The organism is Streptomyces sp. RFCAC02 (assembly GCF_004193175.1).
Classification (GTDB): domain Bacteria; phylum Actinomycetota; class Actinomycetes; order Streptomycetales; family Streptomycetaceae; genus Streptomyces.
Map to the genome: position 1 here is coordinate 1,880,495 of NZ_SAUH01000001.1, position 21,834 is coordinate 1,902,328.

Annotated in this window: 13 protein-coding genes; 1 reads left to right on the forward strand and 12 read right to left on the reverse strand. The window is 73.0% G+C overall.

Features of this window, described 5'->3' with window-relative positions; translation table 11 throughout:
* The first annotated feature begins 60 nt into the window (after positions 1 to 60).
* A complete protein-coding gene (locus EMA09_RS08620) occupies positions 61 to 1,188 on the forward strand; it encodes an acyltransferase family protein (RefSeq protein ID WP_206305924.1) in 1,128 nt (375 codons plus the stop codon).
* A 57-nt stretch (positions 1,189 to 1,245) separates the two neighbouring features.
* Here the strand turns inward: EMA09_RS08620 and EMA09_RS08625 are convergent, their stop codons facing one another.
* The 12 genes from EMA09_RS08625 to mreD all read right to left on the reverse strand — a co-directional run bounded on the left by EMA09_RS08625 (position 1,246) and on the right by mreD (position 21,832).
* Positions 1,246 to 3,993 carry a CDP-glycerol glycerophosphotransferase family protein gene (locus EMA09_RS08625; protein ID WP_240796307.1) on the reverse strand — a complete coding sequence of 916 codons (2,748 nt, stop codon included), beginning with the start codon at positions 3,991 to 3,993 and terminating at the stop codon, positions 1,246 to 1,248.
* Positions 3,994 to 4,057: 64 nt separating this feature from the next.
* Positions 4,058 to 6,115: a hypothetical protein gene (locus EMA09_RS08630; protein ID WP_129840461.1), complete on the reverse strand. Its 2,058-nt coding sequence runs from the start codon at positions 6,113 to 6,115 to the stop codon at positions 4,058 to 4,060.
* A complete protein-coding gene (locus tag EMA09_RS08635) occupies positions 6,112 to 7,623 on the reverse strand; it encodes a bifunctional cytidylyltransferase/SDR family oxidoreductase (RefSeq protein WP_129840463.1) in 1,512 nt (503 codons plus the stop codon). Before EMA09_RS08635 ends, EMA09_RS08630 begins: the two co-directional genes overlap by 4 nt.
* A 257-nt stretch (positions 7,624 to 7,880) precedes the next feature.
* Positions 7,881 to 9,323, reverse strand: coding sequence for a GTPase ObgE (gene obgE / locus EMA09_RS08640; protein ID WP_129840465.1), 1,443 nt, complete (start codon positions 9,321 to 9,323; stop codon positions 7,881 to 7,883).
* Between the two features lie 202 nt (positions 9,324 to 9,525).
* Positions 9,526 to 9,783, reverse strand: coding sequence for a 50S ribosomal protein L27 (rpmA, locus tag EMA09_RS08645; protein WP_129840467.1), 258 nt, complete (start codon positions 9,781 to 9,783; stop codon positions 9,526 to 9,528).
* A gap of 14 nt (positions 9,784 to 9,797) precedes the next feature.
* On the reverse strand, positions 9,798 to 10,121 hold the full coding sequence (gene rplU / locus EMA09_RS08650; protein ID WP_129840469.1) for a 50S ribosomal protein L21: 324 nt from the start codon (positions 10,119 to 10,121) through the stop codon (positions 9,798 to 9,800).
* Between the two features lie 210 nt (positions 10,122 to 10,331).
* Complete coding sequence (locus EMA09_RS08655; RefSeq protein WP_129840471.1) at positions 10,332 to 14,489, reverse strand: Rne/Rng family ribonuclease; 4,158 nt, start codon at positions 14,487 to 14,489, stop codon at positions 10,332 to 10,334.
* A 199-nt stretch (positions 14,490 to 14,688) separates the two neighbouring features.
* On the reverse strand, positions 14,689 to 15,489 hold the full coding sequence (locus tag EMA09_RS08660) for a TIGR03936 family radical SAM-associated protein (RefSeq protein ID WP_129840473.1): 801 nt from the start codon (positions 15,487 to 15,489) through the stop codon (positions 14,689 to 14,691).
* A 266-nt stretch (positions 15,490 to 15,755) separates the two neighbouring features.
* A complete protein-coding gene (locus tag EMA09_RS08665; RefSeq protein WP_129840475.1) occupies positions 15,756 to 17,681 on the reverse strand; it encodes a TIGR03960 family B12-binding radical SAM protein in 1,926 nt (641 codons plus the stop codon).
* A gap of 89 nt (positions 17,682 to 17,770) precedes the next feature.
* Positions 17,771 to 18,964, reverse strand: coding sequence for an FtsW/RodA/SpoVE family cell cycle protein (locus EMA09_RS08670; RefSeq protein ID WP_129840477.1), 1,194 nt, complete (start codon positions 18,962 to 18,964; stop codon positions 17,771 to 17,773).
* Positions 18,965 to 19,019: 55 nt separating this feature from the next.
* Positions 19,020 to 21,128 (reverse strand): penicillin-binding protein 2, encoded by a 2,109-nt coding sequence (gene mrdA / locus EMA09_RS08675; protein ID WP_129840479.1) that lies wholly within the window; start codon positions 21,126 to 21,128, stop codon positions 19,020 to 19,022.
* The gene (gene mreD / locus EMA09_RS08680) at positions 21,125 to 21,832 is read right to left on the reverse strand and encodes a rod shape-determining protein MreD (RefSeq protein ID WP_129840481.1); all 708 of its coding nucleotides are present in this window, start codon (positions 21,830 to 21,832) and stop codon (positions 21,125 to 21,127) included. The genes mrdA and mreD overlap by 4 nt, the downstream gene beginning before the upstream one ends.
* Positions 21,833 to 21,834: the final 2 nt, after the last annotated feature.

The window sequence follows — 21,834 nt, forward strand, 5'->3', positions numbered from 1 at the left end:
CCCTTTTCACGCCGGTCGGACGGTCCACCGAACGGCGGATGGCGCTAAGGTGCCCGCGTGATGAACGACTCCCGGCAGACGACGGGGGCAGTCGCCGTCCCCAGGCAGTCCGCCGACTCCCCCACACCCCGCACATCCGCCCCGGGCGCGCGCGACGCGTTCTTCGACAACGCGAAATTCGTCGCCATCGTCCTGGTCGCGGCCGGCCACGCCTGGGAACCGCTGCGCGGCGACTCGCGCGGCCTGACCGCGCTCTACATGCTCGTGTACGCGTTCCACATGCCGGCGTTCATCATCATCGCCGGCTACTTCTCCCGCAGTTTCGACGGCAGCCCGCGCCGCGTGGCCCGCCTCGTCACGGGCGTGCTGCTGCCCTACGTGGTCTTCCAGGTCGCCTACACGTACTGGGACCGCTGGCTGGACGGCAGCGACCGGCGGGACCTGCCGATGTTCGACCCCAAGTGGCTGATGTGGTTCCTGCTGGCGCTGTTCATATGGCGGCTCACCGTGCCCGTGTGGCAGGCGCTGCGCTGGCCGCTGCCGGTGGCCCTCGTGCTCGCCGCCGCCGCGTGCGCCACGCCGTCGCTCGGCGGCGACCTCCAGATCCAGCGGGTGATCCAGTTCCTCCCGTTCTTCGTGCTCGGGCTGCGCCTGAGGAAGGAGCACTTCGCCCTGGTGCGGCACCGCGCCATGCGGATCGCCGCCGTGCCGGTGCTGGTCGTCGCCCTGGCCGTCGCCTACTGGGCGGTGCCGCGCGTGAGCTACCAGTGGCTCTACCACCGCGAGTCCGCCGAGGACCTCGGCGAGTCGTGGCAGTTCGGCGTCGGGATGACGCTGCTGGTCTTCGTGTGCTCGCTCGTCGTGACGGCCTGCTTCCTGGCGCTGGTCCCCGGCCGCCGCACCTGGTTCTCCGCCCTCGGCGCCGGCACGCTGTACGGCTACCTGCTGCACGGCTTCATCGTGCTCGGCTCCCGAGCGGCCGGCTGGTACGAGCCCGAGGTCATGCGTGACGTGCACACCGCCGTGCCCATCCTCACCGTGGCGTCCGCGCTCTGCATCACCCTGCTGTGCACGCCCCCCGTGCAGCGCGTCTTCCGGCCCGTGATGGAGCCCACCATGCCCTGGTTCTTCCGCCGCCCGCCCGCCGTCGGCACCGGGACGCACCCGCCGCAGGGCCGGCAGGCCTGAACACGCCGGACGGCCGGGACCCCGTCGGGGGTCCCGGCCGTCCGGTGCGTGCGGGCGTCAGCCCGCGGTGCCCCGCCCGATCTCCAGCATCCGGTCCACGACCCGCGCCGTCGCCAGGCCGTCCGACGGCTCGCAGAACTCCTTGACGAACCGTGCGTACTTGTCGGCGTACGTGCGCCCGACGTTGTCGATGTCGCGGATCGCGTGGACGAGCTGCTCGGACGTCTTGATCAGCGGCCCGGGCGCCTTCTCCGTGAAGTCGAAGTAGAAGCCGCGCAGCGTGTCCCGGTAGTGCTCCAGGTCGTAGGTGAAGAAGAGCATCGGCCGGCCGGAGTGCGCGTAGTCGAAGAGCACCGACGAGTAGTCCGTGATCAGGACGTCGGTGATCAGGTACAGCTCCGCGATGTCCGGGTAGGCCGAGACGTCGTACACGAAGCCCTGACCGGCGCCGGGGATGGCGTCGAGGATCTTCGGGTGCTTCCGGAACAGGAAGACGTGGTCGTCGCCCAGCGCGTCGCGCGCCGCGTTCAGGTCGACCTGGAGGTCGAGCTTGAACTTGGACGCGTTGTGCCGCTGGTCGTCCCGCCAGGTCGGCGCGTACAGGATCACCTTGCGGCCCTCGGGAATGCCCAGGGTCGCCCGCACCCGCTGCGCGATCTTGTCGCGGTCGGGCCGGTGGAAGATGTCGTTGCGCGGGTAGCCCGACTCCAGGATCTCGCCCTCGCACCGGAACGCGTTCCGCATGATCGGGGTGGTGAACGCGTTCGGCGACACGACGAAGTCGAACTGCCGGAAGCGGTGCGGCAGGCTCGCGATGTACTGCAGGTTCGCCCTGGGCGTGCCGAGGAGATCGGCGCCGATCTTCTTCAGCGGCGTGCCGTGCCACGTCTGCACGACGCACTGCCCCTCACGGCGCGTGTACCAGTCGCCGAGGCCGACGTTGGTGATGACGTACCGGCTGCGGGCCAGCGCCTCGTACCACTCGCGGCTGTGCCACTCGACCGGGCGGACCCCCGGCGGCACGTCGACCTGCTCGTCGGCGACCGACCACAGGTGCTCCACCTCGACGCCCCGGCGCACCAGTTCCTCGTACACCGCGCGCGGCGAGTCGGAGAACTGCTTGCCGCCGAAGCTGTTGTAGAACACGGCCTCCCGCAGCGGCTCCTGCTTGAACTGCGGCGTCAGCACCTCGCGGAGCTGCCGCTGCCGGTACGCGCCGCGCTCCTCGGCGGACAGCACGGGACCCGAGGCGAGGAAGATCCGGTCGAAGTAGCGGCGGTTGATCGTGTACGTCCGCCCGGAGACCCGCTTCTTGACGGACGCGAGCGTGTCGATCAGGTCGGCGCGCAGCTTGACCGGCACGTCCTCCTTCTTGCCCCACGCGTCCTGGTCGCGCAGCGAGAAGTACCAACGGCCCGCGCGCAGCGGCAGGATCGCGTCGTACAGCGACATGCGGTCCGGCGCGATCCGCGCGGTGAACCGGCTCTGCGCCTCGGACCACTCCAGCGGCAGCACGTGCTCCTCGAACCGCTCGCCGTGCCGCAGGACGAAGCACTTCCGGTCGCCGGGACCCGCGTAGGAGCCCTCGACGACCAGCTCGGAGCCGGCCCACTCCAGGCGGTCGACGACGGCCTGCCGCAGCCGGTCGTGCAGCTTCAGCAGCCCGGGGCCGTCGGTCGTGACGGCGATCTCCCGCCCGCCCGACCGCAGGTAGCGGCCCGGCAGGAAGTCCTCGGTGACCGTGGCGCGGCGCGACGAGCCGTCGGCGAACTCGATGTGGGTGATGAAGTCGTGGGTCTTGCGTTCCTTCTCGGTGCCCACGGAGAGGTCGGCGAGCGGGATGTCCACCGTGTACCGCAGCCGGCGGGGGTCGGCGCCGTCCGCCGGGACCAGGAGGTACTCGGTGCCGGCGGACTTGCCCTTGCGCGTGATCCTGAGCTTGGTGGCGCGCTTGGCCGACGCGGGCGCCCGCAGGCCGAGGCGCAGGGTGTCGGCGGTGGCCGTCTGGTCGACGATCTCCGCCTCGGGTATGTCGATCCGCACCTGGAACACGTCGTCGGCGAACCCCGCGACGAGCCGGGCGCCGTCACCGAGGTCGCGGGCCTGGGAGTGCCCCGCCGACCCGATGTCCGCGCGCTCCACCTTGCCGGGGACGTAGCCGCCGGGCCGCGGCAGCGCCAGGGTGAGGCCCCAGGTGCCGTCCTTCCACTTGCCGCGCGACTTGAGCTTGGCCGGGTCGATCACGATCTCGAACCCGGCGTCGTCGTAGTTGTGCAGGGCCTGCTTGGAGTCACGCGTCGCGCGCAGGGACTCCGCCGCGCGGTAGCGCACGGGGATGCGGCGCCCGCCCGGCGCCCGCAGCCAGGCGAGGCGCGGCATCGGTCCTGAGCCGCCGCCGGGCAGGTTCGCCACGAAGGCGTAGCCGCGCAGCACGATCTTCCCGTCCTGCCACAGCACGTCCGTCGCCTTGGCGCGCACCGGCATCTCCCGCAGCCGCAGCCGGGTCACGGACGCGGGCAGCGATCGGTCCTCGATGCCCGGCACGGAGATGTACGGGCGCAGTCTGCCGCGGACCGGGAACGCCGAGGGGTTGATCCGCTCGAAGGCGATGGCCCTCAGCAGGTCGTCCACCCGGCGCTCGCCGACGAGGTGCCACTTCACTCTCTCCAGCGGCGGAAGACGGCGCAGCTTCCCCGCGGGCACGGACGCGAGGAACGCGCCCGCCTCGCCCAGGAAGGCATCGCGCTCCTCGGCGTCGGCCTCCGGCAGGAACCGGAGGCGGCGCTTCAGCTCGCCCGGAATCACGTCTTCTGCCTTCGCTACCACGTCACTCAGTGCCTTTACTTCCGCTTCCTCGGGGGATCGCTTCCTACGGGGCCGGGACCACGGCGGCACCGGTGCTGCCGGTCTCGCCGAGCGCCAGGTTGCGTGCCTCGGCCCTGCGGGCGAGGGCGCGCACGGCCGTGTCGAACCGCTCAAGGGAGGTCGGCTCGTCGGGGCCGAGCAGGTACCGCTTCAGCTCGGCCCGGTCCCCGGCGAGCGTGTCGGCGCCCGGCACGGACACGGCCGTGACCAGTTCGTCCAGGCGGGCCGCGTCGTTGGTGAGGATGACGGCGGCGCGCACGGCGGTGTTCTGCCGCTTGAACTCCTCCTCGCCGAGCCCGGCCGAGTCGGTCACCGCGTACGGCTTGCCGCTGGCGATCCAGTCGGACACGACGCTGGAGATGTCGGACACCAGGGCGTCGGACTCGTTGAAGCAGTCGAACAGCAGCGGCTCGGGGCCGGTGATGATCCGGTGCTCCCACCAGCCCTGGGACCGCCAGTACGCCTCGTTCCACTCGCGGGCGCGGCGCTGCTCGACGGCGGCCTGGTCGGCGGGCGTGAGCGAGTCGCGGGAGACGGAGGCGTCGTCCCACAGCGCGGTGGTGACGACGCCGGGGCGCTCCTCCTCGATGCGGCGCAGCGTCGCCTGCGCCTGCGCGCGGTCGGCGGCGGTGCGGCGCGCCTCCTCGGCGAACCGCGGGTCGGCGGCGCGTTCGGCCGCGGCCCGCTCGATCATCGCGACGATCCGCTCGTGCACGACGCCGGCCACGCGGTTGCGGGTGCCGGTGAACGGGTGCGGCTTGTACAGGACCCGTACCGGGCGCTCGGAGCGCAGGAGGCGGCCGATGATGTTCTCGCCGGCGAGGAGCAGCGACGTGTTGCCCGGGTCGTCGGTCCAGCCCTCCCAGGTGGGGGCGTAGAGGATCGTCGGGATGCGGCCCTGCGGCAGGCCGCCGCGCGCGGGGGTGATCGGCGCGAGCTGCGGCCGGCCGACCTCCACGATGTCCTCGTCGCGCACGCCGACGTCGGCGAGCGCGTACCGGTCGCGGCCGGCGCGGCCGGCGGTCCACACCTCGTCGTACGCCTTGGCGTACGGGTTGATGCTGGCGATCTTGTCGCTGTCGCCGTGGCCGATGAAGACGTGCTTCATCGTCGGGACGCGCAGCAGGTGGAGGTTCTTGCCGACGTTGGCCGGGTACAGGCCGACGCGCAGCGTGGAGAGGTCCATGTTCATCAGGTCGACGGCGCTCGGCACGCACACCACGGGCACGCTGGTCGTGGCCAGGCGGGCGAGGATCGCGCGCTCGCGGAGGATGACGATGGGCCGGGCGCTCAGGTTCTCCATCGTCTCCAGCCACATGTTGGCCTGGTACGCGGAGTCCTTCGAGCCGGAGAAGTACAGCGCCACCTCGGGCCGGTACGTCCGCAGCCACTCGTCGAACCACGCCATCGTCCGCTCCGGCGGCGGCGGGAGCTTGCTCGCGCGGAAGAACGCCAGCAGCGTCACCATGTAGCCGATCGCGAGGACGAGCGTCACGGCCATGCCGGCGTAGCCCCACGCGGAGGATCCGGTCGCGGCCACCGCGAGGAGCCCGACGAACGTCGGAACCTCGGTGTGCAGGACCTTCTCCACGGCCCGGTGCGTCAGCCAGCGCGGGGCGCCGTTCGGCACGGGCAGGGTGGACAGGTCGATGTTGCGGGTGGCGATGGGCAGGCGGCGCTTGCGGCGCAGCACCATGACCATCGCGGTGTGCGGGGCCTGGAGGCCGTAGAAGATGAGGAACGCGACCATGGCCGCGTAGAACACGGTGTCGCCGGCCACCTCGGTGCGCGCCAGCAGCAGCACCAGCAGGAGCTGGCGGATGGCGAAGCGGATGGTGAGGCCGAGGCGCGCCTTGCCCATGCGGACCAGCAGGTAGCTGCCGCGGCGGTGCAGGTAGTGGTCGCCGAGGTAGGACACGGCGGCGGCCACGACGAACGCGACGCCCACCGGCACCATCGCCGTGACGAGCATCACGGGGTAGCTGAGCACGGTCAGCAGGGCGACGATCATCTCGCCGCCCGGCGCGCGGCCCGCGAGCCGGCGCAGCAGGGCTCCCGTCATGCGGCATCCTCCGCCGAGTCGGCGCTGATCGCGGCGGCGAGGGCGCGCTCGAAGGAGCCCGCGCTGCTCGCGTCGGCCGTCGGGTCCTGCTGGCGGACGTCGATGACGTGGCCGGTCATGCCGGACAGCAGCACGTCGAGGGAGGTGCGGGCGACGGCCTCGGAGGACAGCAGGCTCCCGGCGGGCTCCTCGCCGAACGCCTTGGTGCGCATCGGCGTGGCGGTCCGCTCGGGGTTGACGCAGTTGACGCGCACGCCGTCGGCGGCCCACTCGTCGGCGAGGGCCTGGGTCAGGTTGACCATGGCGGCCTTCGTGGAGGAGTACAGGCTGTACTCGGCGCGGCCCCGCGTGTAGCTGCTGGAGGTGTACAGCAGGAGCTGGCCGTGGGACTCGGCGAGGTACTTGTGCGCGGCGCGGGCGATGCGGACGGGCGCCAGGTAGTTGACGGTGAGCGCCTCCTCGATGGTGGCGTCGTCCGTCTCGGCGAGCTTGCCGATGCGCAGGATCCCCGCGGTGTTCACGACGTAGTCGATGCGGCCGGTCTCGGCGTACGCCTTCTCCAGGGCGTCGCAGACATCGCGCGGGTTCTCGACGTGGGTGCCGGTCGTGGAGCGGCCGAGGGCGTAGACGCTGGCGCCGTACCGCTCGGCGAGGTCGGCGATGTCCTTGCCGATGCCGTAGGAGCCGCCGAAGACGACGACGGTCCGCCCGGTGAGCCGCTCCCGGTAGGCGTCCTCGTCGGACTGCTGCGGGACGGCGGTGGAGGCGAGCTGGAACAGCTTGTCGGTGATGAAGACGTCGACGGGCTGGGTGACCTTCATGTTGTACTCGTCACCCGGGACGACGTGGATCGGCACGTCCGGCAGGTACTTCAGGACCACGGAGCAGTCGTCGGTCGCCTGGAAGTTCGGGTCGCCGGCGGCGATCTCGTAGGCGCGGCGGATGGTGGAGAGCCGGAACGCCTGGGGGGTCTGGCCGCGCCGCAGCCGGGAGCGGTCGGGCACGTCGGTGATGAACTCGCCGTCCTCGCCGTGCGTGCGGGTCACGATGATCGTGTCGGCCGAGGGTATGGCCACGTCCACCGCCTGGTAGCGCTCCAGGGCCTTGACGCAGTCGGCTATGACGCGGCGGGACAGCAGCGGCCGCACGGCGTCGTGGAACAGCACATGCCGCTCCTCGCCGTCCGCGAGGCCCTCGCCGAGGGCGGCGATGGCCCGCTGGGTGGTCTCGTTGCGCGTCGCGCCGCCCTCGATGACCCGGCTGACCTTGGTGAGACCGCTCTTCGCGACGATCCGCTCGACGTCCGGGACATAGCCGGGGGCCATCAGCACGATCACGTCGTCGATCTCGTCGGCGTCCTCGAAAACCGCGAGGGTGTGTTCGATGACGGCCTTTCCCGCGATCTTGATCAGCTGCTTCGGTATGGAGAGACCCACGCGCTGACCCGTACCACCGGCGAGTACGACCGCTGTGGTGTGAGGGGACGGTCCGTTGGGTTGGTTGGACAAGGCTGCTCCTGCCGGTATCAAGAAGTGTCGCCTACGCGAGGAGAAGGTTAACCCCCGACGAAGCTTGACCCCTAAGCGAGATGAACCGTTGTCGGTGGTTATCGCTTTGAGACAGGACGGCGTTACGCTGCGGCACTCCGTGCGTTCCCGGGACGGCGGCACACCGCGGCCGGGCGCCGATACCCGGGCCGATACGCGACGGCCCGGGCGCACCCATGACGGTTGTTTCCGGCCACCCGGCCGATTTTCGTCACATCTCAGTCGAAAGGACTGAATTCCTCGAATTCGCGGTCCGCGCCGTCCCGCCGCCTGGCCTCGCGGTCACGGCGGCGCTGGACGGCCGGCCGAAGCTGGTTCATCCGGTGGTCCTCGCCGCGGCGGCCGAGCATCTCGGCACCGCCGGACACGGACGGCTCGAAGTCGAAGACGACCGCGTCGTCGTCCCCGCCGATGGCCACGCCGTCGCCCTCGCGGGCACCGGCGCGCAGCAGTTCCGTCTCGACGCCGAGCCTGTTCAGACGGTCCGCGAGATAGCCGACGGCCTCCTCGTTCGTGAAATCCGTCTGCCGCACCCAGCGCTCCGGCTTCTCGCCGCGCACCCGGAAGAAACCCTCGCCCTCGGGGCGCACCGTGAATCCGGTCTCATTCACCGCGCGGGGGGTGATGACAATACGCGTCGGCGTCTCCGCCGGCCGCGCCGCGCGCGCCCGCCCGACCTGCTCGGCGAGCGCGAAGGAAAGCTCCCTGAGCCCTTTGCGGGACACCGCGGAAACCTCGAAGGCCGGCAGGCCGCGCGCCGCCAGTTCGGGGCGCACGAGATCCGCCAGCTCCTGCCCGTCCGGGATATCCGTCTTGTTCAGGACGACGAGCCGGGGCCGGTCGTCGAGACCGCCGTACCGGGCCAGCTCCTCCTCGATCGTGTCGAGGTCGGAGAGCGGGTCGCGGTCGCTCTCCAGCGTCGCGCAGTCCAGGACGTGGACGAGGACCGAGCAGCGCTCCACGTGCCGCAGGAAGTCCAGGCCGAGGCCCTTGCCCTCGCTGGCGCCCGGGATGAGCCCCGGGACGTCCGCGACGGTGTAGACGGTCTCCCCCGCCGTGACGACGCCGAGGTTCGGCACGAGGGTGGTGAACGGGTAGTCGGCGATCTTCGGCCGCGCGGCCGACAGCACGGAGATCAGCGACGACTTGCCCGCGCTCGGGAACCCGACCAGCGCCACATCGGCGACGGTCTTCAGTTCCAGCACGATGTCGCGTTCCTCACCCGGCTCGCCGAGCAGCGCGAACCCGGGCGCCTTGCGGCGCGGCGAGGCCAGCGCGGCGTTGCCGAGCCCGCCGCGACCGCCCTGCCCGGCGACGAAGGCCGTGCCCTCGCCCACGAGGTCGGCGAGGACCTCGCCGTCCGGCGTCAGGACGACCGTGCCGTCGGGGACGGGCAGGACCAGGTCCTCGCCGTGCGCGCCGGTGCGGTTGCCGCCGGCGCCCGGCTTGCCGTTGCCCGCCTTGCGGTGCGGGCGGTGGTGGTACTCGAGGAGCGTGGTCACGCCGCTGTCCACGACCAGCGTCACGCTGCCGCCGCGCCCGCCGTCGCCCCCGTCGGGGCCGCCGAGCGGCTTGAACTTCTCCCGGTGCACGGAGGCGCAGCCGTGGCCCCCGTTACCCGCGACGACGTGCAGTTCGACGCGGTCCACGAAGGTGGTCATGACGATGCCTCCCGGCAGGGTTCGGTGCGTGCGGTACGGGTGCCGGCCGTGGGGACACGCCCGCGCGGGACCGCGGCACCACCTTCCATGGTGCCTCGGCCGCGCGCGGACCGGCCGGAACGGCGAGGGCGGACCCGTCTCCCCCTGCGGGGATGACGGTCCGCCCTCGGTGCTGCGTGGGTCGTGCGTCGCGCCTACCGCGTCACGCGGCGACCGGCACGATGTTCACGACACGGCGGTCGCGGTGCGTGCCGAACTGCACGGTGCCCGGCTGGAGCGCGAACAGGGTGTCGTCCTTGCCGCGGCCGACGCCCTGGCCGGGGTGGAAGTGGGTGCCACGCTGACGGACGAGGATCTCGCCCGCGTTCACCAGCTGGCCGCCGAAGCGCTTCACACCGAGGTACTGGGGGTTGGAGTCGCGCCCGTTCCGGGTGGACGAGGCGCCCTTCTTGTGTGCCATCTCGCGTCAGTCCCTTACTTCGCGGCCGGGGCGGGGATCTCGGTGATCTTCAGCTGGGTCTGAAGCTGGCGGTGACCCATCCGCCGGCGGTAGCCGGTCTTGTTCTTGAACTTCTGAATCCGGATCTTCTCGCCCTTGGTGTGGTCGAGGACCTCGGCCGTGACCTTGACGCCCGCCAGGACCCACGGGTCGCTGGTCACGGTGTCGCCGTCCACGACGAGCAGGGTGGAGAGCTCGACGGTGTCGCCGACCTCATTGCCGGCCAGTCGGTCAGTCTCGATGACGTCGCCGACAGCAACCTTCTGCTGACGGCCGCCGGTGCGCACGATCGCGTACACGCGGAACTCTCTCTCGCTCGATTCGGAGCCCCTGATGCCAGCAGCGGGCGGACCCGGCCTCTCCCGCAGCGCGACCCGGCGAGGGCCTGCGCGTCGGCGCGGGAGGTAGATGCTCAGGGGCGTGGCGCATCAGGTGACACGCCGATCGCCAAGAATACGGAGGCGCCGGTAAGACGGTCAAATCACCGTCCCACCGGCGCCTCCCGGGGGTCACTCGTCGGCGGATGCGGACACCGAGGGCGGCGGCGCCGCCTCGGCCGCGGCCGCCTTGGCGGACTTCTTGGCCGCGGTCTTCTTGACCGTCTTCTTCGTGGCGGCCTTCTTGGTGGTCTTCTTGGCCGCCGTCTTCTTCGCGGTGGTCTTGGCCGCCGTCTTCTTCGCCGCGGCCTTCTTGGCCGTCTTCCTGGCCGCCGTCTTCTTCGTGCCGGCCGGGACGACCGTGATGACGGCCTCGGTCGCGCCCTCGGGCGAACCGGCCGGGGCCGACGCGCGCCGCACCGCCCGCCGCCGGGGCGGCGGGACGACGTCGGCGGTGCCGGAACCGGCCCCGTCCGCGGGCTCGTCGGCCGCTGCCGCCGGCTCGGGAGCCGTGGTGGCGGCCGTGGCCGGCACGACGACGACCTCGGGCTCCGCCGTGGTCCGCGGCGAGCCGGCCGGGACCGTCACCTTGCGGGCGCCGCGCCGGGGCGCAGGCTCGGCCTCGGCCTCGGCGGCGGGAGCCGGCTCGGGCCCGGCCGTCGCGGGACCGGCGGGGAGGACGACCTCCTCCGCCGCCGCACCGGCACTCCTGGGCGGCCCGGCGGGCGCGCTCACCTTGCGGGTGACGCGACGCCTGCGGCGCGGCCCGGCCTCCTCGGTGGCCGGAGCCTCCGGGGCCTCGGCCGCCGGGGTCTCCGCCACCGGGGCCTGCGGCTCCGGCTCCTCGGCCACCGGCTCCTCCACCGCCGGCTCCTCGGCCACGGGCGCCTGCTCGGCGGGCGTCTCCCGCACGGCCGGCTCGGCCTGCTGCTCGGCGCCGCCCTTGCCGCGCTTGCGGCCCTTGCGGCCGGCACCGCCGCCGCCCGGTACCTGCCCGTGGTCGACGTGGACGATGACACCGCGGCCGTTGCAGTGCACACAGGGCTCGGAGAACGACTCGAGCAGGCCCTGCCCGACGCGCTTGCGCGTCATCTGGACGAGGCCGAGCGACGTCACCTCGGCGACCTGGTGCTTGGTCCGGTCACGACCCAGGCATTCGAGGAGCCGCCGCAGCACGAGGTCGCGGTTGGACTCCAGCACCATGTCGATGAAGTCGATCACGATGATGCCGCCGAGGTCGCGCAGCCGGAGCTGCCGGACGATCTCCTCGGCCGCCTCCAGGTTGTTCCGGGTGACGGTCTCCTCGAGGTTGCCGCCCTGACCGGTGAACCGGCCGGTGTTGACGTCGATGACGACCATCGCCTCGGTGCGGTCGATGACGAGCGAACCACCGCTCGGCAGCCACACCTTCCGGTCCAGGGCCTTCGCGAGCTGCTCGTCGATCCGGTAGGTCGCGAACACGTCGACCTCGGACGTCCACCGCTGGAGCCGGTCCACGAGGTCGGGCGCCACGTGCGAGACATAGCCGTGGATCGTCTCCCAGGCGTCGTCACCGCTGACGATGACCTTGGAGAAGTCCTCGTTGAAGATGTCCCGGACGACACGGACGGTCATGTCCGGCTCGCCGTACAGGAGGGACGGCGCGTTGCCCTTCTTCGCCTTCTTCCGGATCTCCTCCCACTGCGCCTGGAGCCGCTCCACGTCGCGCGTGAGCTCGGCCTCGGTGGCGCCCTCGGCGGCGGTGCGCACGATGACGCCGGCGTCCTCGGGGACGATCCGCTTCAGGATCTGCTTCAGCCGGGCACGCTCGGTGTCGGGCAGCTTGCGGCTGATGCCGGTCATCGACCCCTCGGGGACATAGACCAGGTAGCGGCCCGGCAGCGAGATCTGGCTCGTGAGCCGCGCGCCCTTGTGACCGATGGGGTCCTTGGTCACCTGGACGAGGACGGGCTGGCCGGACTTCAGCGCGGTCTCGATGCGGCGCGGGCCGTGGCCGAGGCCGAGGGCCTCGAAGTTGACCTCACCGGCGTACAGGACGGCGTTGCGGCCCTTGCCGATGTCGACGAACGCCGCCTCCATGGACGGCAGGACGTTCTGGACCTTGCCGAGGTAGACGTTGCCGACGTAGCTGGCGGACTGCTCCTTGTTGACGAAGTGCTCGACGAGGACGTTGTCCTCCAGCACGCCGATCTGGGTGCGCTCGCCGCTCTCCCGCACGACCATGACCCGCTCGACGGACTCCCGGCGCGCCAGGAACTCCGCCTCGGTGATGATGGGCGCCCGGCGGCGGCCCTGCTCGCGGCCCTCGCGGCGGCGCTGCTTCTTCGCCTCCAGACGGGTCGAGCCCTTGATGGACTGCACGCCGTCCGCGCTCTCGGCCGTCTCGTCGCGCTTGCGGCGCGGCTCGCGGACCTTGATGACGGTGCGCTCCGGGTCGTCGGCGGCGACGGGCTCGGCCGCGCCCTCGCCGTCGCCGCTGCGGCGGCGCCTGCGCCGCCGGCGGCGGGAGCCGCCGGCCTCGTCGGCCGCCCCGGAGTCGTGGTCGGCCTCGTCGCCGGTGTCGGCGGGCTCCGCGGTGTCCGGCTCGGCGTGGTCCGCCGGCCGCTCGTCCTCGGCGAAGGCGCGCTCGGGCGCCTCGTCCCGCTCCTGGCCGCCGGCCGCCGCCTCGGCGGCGCGCTCGGCGGTCTCGCCCCTGCGGCGGCGGCGGCCGCCCCTGCGCCGGCGGCGCGCGGGCCGGTCGGCGGCGTACGCCTCGTCCTCGGCGCCGGTGTCGTCGGCCGTGGTACCGCCCGCTTCCTCGGCGTCCCAGGCGGCCTCGTCCTCGTAGCCGTCCTCGTGCTCGTCCTCGTCGGCGCGTCCGCGGCCGGCGGCGGCCTCCTCGGCCGCGCGCTGCGGCGTCTGGAACATGGGCGCCTGGAACACGGGGGCCTGGAACACGGCGACCGGGGCCGCCGGTGCCGTCACCGGGTGCCCGGTGTCGGAGGTCCGGGCGGGCTCGGCCCGCTCGTCGCCGCCCCGGCGGCGACGGCGCGGCGCGGTCTCCTCCTGCGGCGCGGTCGTCTCCTCGGCGACGGGTTCGGGGGCCTCGGCACCGCGGGTGGCACGGCGGCGACGGCGCGGCGCGGCCTCCTCCGCCGGTGCGGCGGCCTCGGCCGCCTTCGGCTCCTCGTCGGCCCCGGGCGCGGCCACATCGCGGGTGGCACGGCGCCGGCGGCGCGGAGCGGCCGGCTCGGCCACCTCCGACACGGCGGCCGCCTCGGCCTCCGGCGACTCCTCGGCCGGCTCCGGCACCTCGACCACGGCCGCGGCCTCGGAGGCGACGGTCTCGGGTGCCGCCGCCGCGCGCGTGGCACGGCGCCGGCGGCGCGGCGCGGCCTCCTCCGCCGGTGCGGCGGCCTCGGCTGCTTCCTCGGCGGCGGCGCCGGCGGGCTCGGCAGCGACGGCCTCGGGGGTCGCGACACCGCGTGTGGCACGGCGGCGACGGCGCGGAGCGGCCGGCTCGGCCACCTCCGACACGGCGGCCGCCTCGGCCTCCGGCGACTCCTCGGCCGCCTCGGGGACCTCGACCACGGCCGCGGGCTCGGAGGCCACGGCCTCGGGGGTCGCGACACCGCGTGTCGCGCGGCGCCGGCGGCGCGGAGCGGCCGGCTCGGCCACCTCCGACACGGCGGCCGCCTCGGCCTCCGGCGACTCCTCGGCCGGCTCCGGCACCTCGATCACCGCGGCGGGCGCCGGCTCGGTGGCCTCCGGGGACGTGGCCGCACGGGTGGCGCGGCGACGGCGCGGAGCGGCCGGCTCGGGCTCGGCGACCGCTTCGGCACCGGCCTCGGCGGCGGGAGCGGACGCGGCGCGCGTCGCACGGCGGCGGCGCGGCGCCGGGGTCTCGTCCGGCGGGGGCGGGGCGGTGCCCGGGTCGGGGACCACCGGGTCCTCGGCGGCCGTCGGCTCGGCGGCCGGCTCCGGGGCGGCAGCGGCGGCCGTCTTCGTGGTCCTGCGGCGCCGGGCTGGCGCCGGGGCGTCGCCGGTGCCGTCATCGGCCGTGGCGGCGGACGCGGCGCGCGTCGCACGGCGGCGGCGCGGCGCCGGCGGCGCCTCCTCGGCCTCGCCGGTGACGCGCGTCACCTCGTCCTCGCCACCGGCCGCGGCCGGCTCGGGCGCCGCGGCCGGGCGCGTGGCGCGGCGCCTGCGGCGCGGGGGAAGGGTGTCGCTGGGGCTGGTGGTGTCGTCCGTACGGTCGGTCTCGACGCGTTCTGTGTTGTCCGCTTCCGCGGGTTCGTTCGGCTCGTGCATGCGGGCGGTTCTCCCGTCACGCTCCCGGGCGCCTCGCCTGTGACGGCGGGCGCCGCTCGGGAGCTGTCGTGTAGCTCGCCGGTTCCAGTCCGTCAGGGCCTGGCTACGGCGAAAGTCCTCTGGTCGGTGCGTCGCCCGGAAACGGCGGTGCCCGAGTGGCTCCCTGGCACCCAGCCTGTTCGGCGGCGCGGCAACGGCGTCACTGCCCGGCGAGCTCCGGCGCCGCCGCGGCCTGCTGCCCGGCGGCCGTGGGTGGGGCGGCCAAGGCGGCGTCGCGGTCGGGCGCGAGCGGGTCGGTCACCGTGCCGGTCTCCTCATCGAGCGGCCCCTGCGCCAGCCTCGTCACCCCTGCGGGGACCGGCGGCGCCAGGCCGGCCGCAGCGCGGAGACCGGACAGGACGTCGTCTGGTCGTACGGCAGGTGTGAGGTGCCGTACTACCAGGCGCAGTATCGCACAAGGGCGGGTCCCCGTCCCATCGGGTCCGCCCACGGCGCCGTCACCGGCCCCGGATCCGGCCGTGAGCGAGACCACTGCGGCCCGCGCGTCGAAGGAGCGCAGCCCCTTCTTGGTCTGCCGCCGCACCTCGACCGCGTCCGCCGCGAGGAACGCCGCCACCGCCCCGGCAGCCCGCTCGGGCTCCACGCCGTCGAGGCGCAGCTCCCACAGCGACGCGGTGAGCCGCTCGGCGAAGTCGGCGGTCCGCGCCTCGACGGCGTCGATGACGTCGAGGCCGGGCGGCAGCGACGTGTCGAGGCCGGCCCGCAGCGCCTCCGGGTCGCGGGGCGCGCTCAGGGCGATCTCCAGGTACTCCGCCTCGCTCGCGGTGCCGGTGGGCGCCGCGTTCGCGTAGGAGACCTTCGGGTGCGGGGTGAATCCCGCCGAGTACGCCATGGGCACGGCGGCCCGGCGCAGCGCCCGCTCGAAGGCGCGCTGGAAGTCGCGGTGGCTGGTGAATCGCAGGCGGCCCCGCTTGGTGTAGCGCAGTCGGATGCGCTGCACCGCGGGTGCGGGCGGCGGGCCTACGGGCTGTCGCTTGCCCAGTTGTGGTCAGTCCCTCGCGTGCTCGGTCGTGGTCGGGTCGGGCCGGCCCGCCGGACGGCGTGCCGTTGCCTCACCCCCAAGGTTACGTGCAGCCCGGCGCGCCCCCACGACGGAGCACCCCGGCCCGCCGTGCCGGTGCCCCGCCCGTACCCGTTCATGCCGTCCGGGCCGGCGCGTCCCGGCGGAGGGAAGCGCCGCCCGCGTCCCCTCCGCACCGGCCGGACCTACTGCTTCACCGACAGCGGCAGCAGCTTCCTGCCCGTGGGACCGATCTCGATCCCGGTGCCCATCGCGGGGCACACGCCGCAGTCGAAGCACGGGGTCCAGCGGCAGTCCTCGACCTCCGTCTCGTCGAGCGCGTCCTGCCAGTCGTCCCACAGCCAGTCCTTGTCGAGACCGGAGTCGAGGTGGTCCCACGGCAGGACCTCCTCGTAGGAGCGCTCGCGGGTCGTGTACCAGTCGACATCGACGCCGAACGGCGCCAGCGCCCCCTCCGCCGCCTTCATCCACTGGTCGTAGGAGAAGTACTCGCGCCAGCCGTCGAACCGGCCGCCCGCCTCGTACACGGCCCGGACGACCGCGCCGACGCGGCGGTCGCCGCGGGACAGCAGGCCCTCGACGATGCCCGGCTTGCCGTCGTGGTACCGGAAGCCGATGGAGCGGCCGTAGCGCTTGTCGCCGCGGATGCGGTCGCGGAGCTTCGCGAGGCGCGCGTCGGTCTCCTCGGCGGAGAGCTGCGGCGCCCACTGGAACGGGGTGTGCGGCTTCGGCACGAAGCCGCCGATGGACACGGTGCAGCGGATGTCGTTGGAGCCGGACACCTCACGGCCCTTCGCGATGACCTTGACCGCCATGTCGGCGATCTGGAGGACGTCCTCGTCGGTCTCGGTGGGCAGGCCGCACATGAAGTACAGCTTGACCTGGCGCCAGCCGTTGCCGTACGCGGTGGCGACGGTGCGGATCAGGTCGTCCTCGGAGACCATCTTGTTGATCACCTTGCGGATGCGCTCGCTGCCGCCCTCGGGCGCGAAGGTGAGGCCGGACCTGCGGCCGTTGCGGGTCAGCTCGTTCGCCAGGTCGATGTTGAACGCGTCGACGCGGGTGGACGGCAGGGACAGGCCGATCTTGTCCGCCTCGTACCGGTCGGCGAGCCCCCCGGCGATGTCGGCGATCTCGCTGTGGTCCGCCGACGACAGCGACAGCAGGCCGACCTCCTCGAAGCCGGTCGCGGCGAGGCCGCGCTCCACCATGTCGCCGATGCCGGTGATGGACCGCTCGCGCACCGGCCGGGTGATCATGCCGGCCTGGCAGAACCGGCAGCCGCGCGTGCAGCCGCGGAAGATCTCCACCGACATCCGCTCGTGCACCGTCTCGGCGAGCGGCACGAGCGGCTTCTTCGGGTACGGCCAGGAGTCCAGGTCCATCACCGTGTGCTTGGACACACGCCACGGGACGCCGGACCGGTTCGGCACGACGCGGCCGATCCGGCCGTCCGGCAGATACTCGACGTCGTAGAAGCCCGGCACGTACACCCCGCCGGTGCGCGCGAGGCGCAGCAGCAGCCCGGTGCGGCCGTCGGGGCGGCCCTCGGCCTTCCAGGCGCGCACGACCTCCGTGATGTCGATGACGGCCTGCTCGCCGTCCCCGAGCACCGCGCAGTCGATGAACTCGGCGATCGGCTCCGGGTTGAACGCGGCGTGCCCGCCGGCCACCACGATCGGGTGGTCCTCGGTGCGGTCGGCCGCCGACAGCGGGATGCCGGACAGGTCGAGCGCGGTGAGGAGGTTGGTGTAGCCCAGCTCGGTGGAGAACGACACGCCCAGCACGTCGAACGCGCCCACCGGCCGGTGCCCGTCGACCGTGAACTGGGGGACGCCGTGCTCGCGCATCAGCTCCTCCAGATCCGGCCACACGCTGTAGGTGCGCTCGGCGAGGACGCCGTCGCGCTCGTTCAGGACCTCGTAGAGGATCATGACGCCCTGGTTGGGGAGGCCGACCTCGTAGGCGTCCGGGTACATCAGTGCCCACCGGACGTCGCAGGCGTCCCACTCCTTCACGGTGGAGTTGAGCTCGCCGCCCACGTACTGGATCGGCTTCTGGACGTGCGGGAGCAGGGCCTCCAGGCGCGGGAAGACCGACTCGACTGGCATGGCTGCGCCTTCCGGGGAGCGTGTGGGGATCGGGGTCCGTGCGGACCATTCAGCGTACCGGCAGCGCGCGGGGCCGCCGCGCGGGCGAGTCAGGGGGCGGCCGGCGGGCGCTTCAGCCGGATCGACTGGAGCAGCCCGATGGCGATCCAGGACGCGAACATGGCGGTGCCCCCGTACGACAGGAACGGCAGCGGCACGCCGGCGACCGGCATGATGCCGAGGGCCATGCCGATGTTCTCGAAGCACTGGAACGCCATCCACGCCACGACGCCGGCCGCGATGACGGTGCTGTACAGGTCCGTCGACTCGCGGGCGATGCGCAGCGCCCGCCACAGCACGATGCCGATGACGAGGATGATGCCGCCCGCGCCGACGAATCCGAGCTCCTCGCCCGCGACGGTGAAGATGAAGTCGGTGTGCTGCTCGGGGACGAACTGGCCGGTGGTCTGGGTCCCCTGGAAGAGGCCCTTGCCGTACATCCCGCCGGAGCCGATGGCGATCCTGGCCTGGTTCGTGTTGTAGCCGACGCCGGACGGGTCGCGCGAGGGGTCGGCGAAGGCGGCGAAGCGGTCGATCTGGTAGCTGTCGAGGAGGCCGAGCAGCCACACCGCGGTGCCGGCCGCGATGCCGGCGCCGATGAGGCCGAGGGACCAGCGCAGGGGCGCCCCGGACGCCAGCAGGATGCCCAGCACGATGAAGCTGAGGACCATGGCCATGCCCATGTCGTCCACGACGACGACGGCCAGCGGGGCCGCGGCGAGCCCGAGGGCCTGCAGCACGGCCCGGGTGCCGGGGAACTCGCGGTCCCCGGCGTCGACCTGGTCGGAGAGGATCACGGCCATCCCGAGGATGATCGCGACCTTCGCGAACTCGCCGGGCTGGAGCGTGTAGCCGCCGATCGATATCCAGGCGCGCTGCCCGTTGATCTCGGTGCCGAGCGGCGTGAAGACGAGGAGCATCGCGCCGAGGGAGAGCGCGAACAGGACGGGGGCCGCGCTGCGGAGCCGCTGGTGGCCGAGCCACATGACGCCGGCGGCGAGGGCGACGCCGATCGCCAGATTGATGATCTGGCGTATGAGGAAGAACTCGGGGTCGCCCTCGGTGATGCCGGTGCGGTTGCGGGTCGCCGAGTAGATCAGGACGGTGCCGGCGCCCGAGAGGGCGAGCGCGGCGAGCAGGAGCAGCCAGTCGATCCGGCGGGCCACGGAGTCGCGGGCCGCGAGCCTGCGCCAGCCGCTCCTGCGCGGGGCGAGCCGGTCGATGGTCAGGTTGCGCACGCTCACCCGTCCGCCTCCCCGCTCGCCGCCGGCATCGTCGTGGATATGTCGGCCGTCACGGTCACCGGTCCTCGTCGTCGCGCTGCGGGACGATCGCGCCGGTGTCGTCGATCCGGGGCAGGTCGCGGTTGGGCTCGGGCAGCAGCGCGGCGTCGTCGTCCACGGTTCCGCCCTGGACGCCGTAGATGGCCTCCCAGATGTGGCGCACGGCGTCACCGGACGCGCCGGAACCCGTACCGGCCTGGGAGATCGTCATGACGACCGTGTAGTCGTCGGAGTACGTCGCGAGCCACGAGGTGGTCTGCTGGTCGCCGGACGCCTCCGCGGTGCCGGTCTTGCCGTGCAGCGGGATCTCGTCCTGCGGCCAGCCGCCGAACTTCCACGCCGCGCTGCCCACCGTGATCACGCTCTCGGTGGCGTCGCGCAGGTGGTCGAGCATCTCGTCGTCGACCGGGAGTTCGCCGTTCTCCTGCGGCTCGAACTCCTCCTCCACCGTGCCGTCGGGGCCGACGATGGCGCGGCCGACCTGCGGCTGGTAGAGCGTGCCGCCGTTGCCGAGGGCCGCGTAGACGCTGGCGAGCTGTATCGGGGTGACGAGCACGTCGCCCTGGCCGATGGAGAAGTTGAGCATGTCACCGGCGCGCATCCGCATGCCCTCGGTGCAGTTCTCGCGGGCGATCCTGGCCGCGTAGTCCTCGCGGTCGGACTCGGCGATCTCGCACCACTCGTCCTTGTTGGCCTCCCAGTACTCCTGCTTCCACTCGCGGTCCGGGATGCGGCCCGCGGCCTCGTCGGGCAGGTCGATGCCGGTCGGCTCGCCGAGCCCGAAGTCGTGGGCCGTGCGGAACAGCCAGTCGTCGGGGTCGTCCACCGGGTTGTTCCCGCCGTCGGCCTGCCACTCGCGGTGCGCGATGCCGTAGAAGACGGTGTTGCAGGAGACCTCGATCGCGCGGCCGAGGCTGATCGGCCCGTACGAGGACGACTCGAAGTTGCGGAACGTCTGGCTGCCGATGCTGTACGACGACGAGCAGTCGTACGGCCCCTCCCAGCTGTAGCCCGCGCGCAGCGCCGCCGTGGAGGTGACCACCTTGAACGTCGAACCGGGCGGCCCCTGCCCCATGATGGCGCGGTTCAGCAGCGGGTACTCGGACTCCTCGTCGGTCAGCTCCGCGTAGTCGTCCGTGGAGATGCCGCCGACCCAGACGTTCGGGTCGTAGTCGGGCGCCGACGCCATCGCGACGACGCGGCCCGTGTCGTTCTCCAGGACGACGGCGGAGCCGGCCTGCGCCTCGTAGTTGCGGCCGGAGATGTCGTCGTACTGCTGGCGGGCCGTCTCCATGGCCTGGGCCAGCTCCTGCTCCACGACGGCCTGCACGCGCGAGTCGATCGTCGTCACCAGCGAGGAGCCGGCGCGCGCGGCCTCGCTCTCCGACTGGCCGAGGACCCGGCCGAACTTGTCCACCTCGTAGCGTGTGACGCCGGCCTGCCCCCGCAGGTACTCGTCGTACTGGCGCTCCAGGCCCGCGCGGCCGATCTGGTCGGAGCGCAGCAGCGGGTTGTCCGTGTCCTCGGACTCGGCGACCTCGTCGTCCGTCACCGGCGACAGGTAGCCGAGGACCTGGGCGGTCTGCGCGCCCTCGGGCGACGGGTAGCGGCGCACGGCGGTCGGCTCGGCGGAGATGCCCGGGAAGTCCTCGGTGCGCTCGCGGATCTGCAGGGCCTGCCGCGTCGTCGCCTCGTCCGTGATGGGGATCGGCTGGTACGGCGAACCGTTCCAGCACGGCTGGGGCGTCTCGGCGTCGCACAGCCGCACGCGGTTCTGCACCTCCTCGGCCGTCATGCCGAGGAGTTCGGCGACATCGGCGAGGACCTGCTCGCCGTCGTCCGGGAGCTTGCTCAGCTCGGTGCGGTCGGCCGAGACGACGAGCCGCGTCTCGTTGTCCGCGATCGGGACGCCCCGCGCGTCCAGGATCGCGCCGCGCACGGCCGGCTGGACGACCTGCTGGACGTGGTTGCCCGCCGCCTGGGCCGAGTACTCGTCGCCCTGCCGGATCTGCAGATACCACAGCCGGCCGCCGAGCGTCAGCAGCAGCGACAGGACCAGTATCTGGATGACGACGAGCCGGATCGTGATCCGCGATGTGCGGCCGGTCTCCGGGATGTTGCTCACAGGCGCTTGACCCCCTTGATACGCCCGGCCCGGTTGCGCGCGGACCGGCTGAGCAGGGTGGAACGCGACCCGCCGGAGCGGGCCGCCTTGCCGTAGCGGCTGCGGCGCGGCGCGCGCGTCCGCAGCCCGGTGCCGGTCCCGCCGAACCAGCTCACCGGCGCGTCCCCCGAGCCGCCGGGCCCGCCGTCGCCGGCGAGCGGGTCGTTCGAGAGGCGCCGGGCTGCCGCCATGATCAGCGGCACGACGAACGGGGCCAGCAGCAGGTCGTAGATGGTGGCGGTGATCAGCAGGTTCGTCATGCCGACATGGCGCGCGGCCGTGTCACCGACGAGGGCGCCGACACCGGCGTACAGCAGTGTGGAGGAGGCCGCGCCGGCCGCGACGACGAGCATCGGCACGGTCGCCGACCGGTGGGATCCGCCCTCGGGCCTGGTCAGCCCCGCCGCGTAGCCGACGACGCAGAGCACCAGGGCGTACCGGCCCACCGCATGGTCGGCGGGCGGGGCGAGGTCGGCCAGCAGGCCGGCGCCGAACCCGACGAGGCAGCCGCCCACGTGGCCGAAGACCAGGGCGAGGCCGAGCACGGTGAGCAGCAGCAGGTCCGGTACGGCGCCGGGCAGGCCGAGCCGCGAGAGCACGCTGACCTGGACGACCAGGGCCACCGCGACGAGGATGATCGCGAGGAGGGTGCGGGAGACGCGCATCG

Coding starts and splice junctions, on each gene's coding strand:
- rpmA (WP_129840467.1), bottom strand. CDS start 9,783: ATGGCACACAAGAAGGGCGCCTCGTCCACCCGGAACGGGCGCGACTCC.
- mreD (WP_129840481.1), bottom strand. CDS start 21,832: ATGCGCGTCTCCCGCACCCTCCTCGCGATCATCCTCGTCGCGGTGGCC.
- EMA09_RS08620 (WP_206305924.1), top strand. CDS start 61: ATGAACGACTCCCGGCAGACGACGGGGGCAGTCGCCGTCCCCAGGCAG.
- obgE (WP_129840465.1), bottom strand. CDS start 9,323: ATGACCACCTTCGTGGACCGCGTCGAACTGCACGTCGTCGCGGGTAAC.
- EMA09_RS08665 (WP_129840475.1), bottom strand. CDS start 17,681: ATGCCAGTCGAGTCGGTCTTCCCGCGCCTGGAGGCCCTGCTCCCGCAC.
- EMA09_RS08655 (WP_129840471.1), bottom strand. CDS start 14,489: ATGCACGAGCCGAACGAACCCGCGGAAGCGGACAACACAGAACGCGTC.
- EMA09_RS08630 (WP_129840461.1), bottom strand. CDS start 6,115: ATGACGGGAGCCCTGCTGCGCCGGCTCGCGGGCCGCGCGCCGGGCGGC.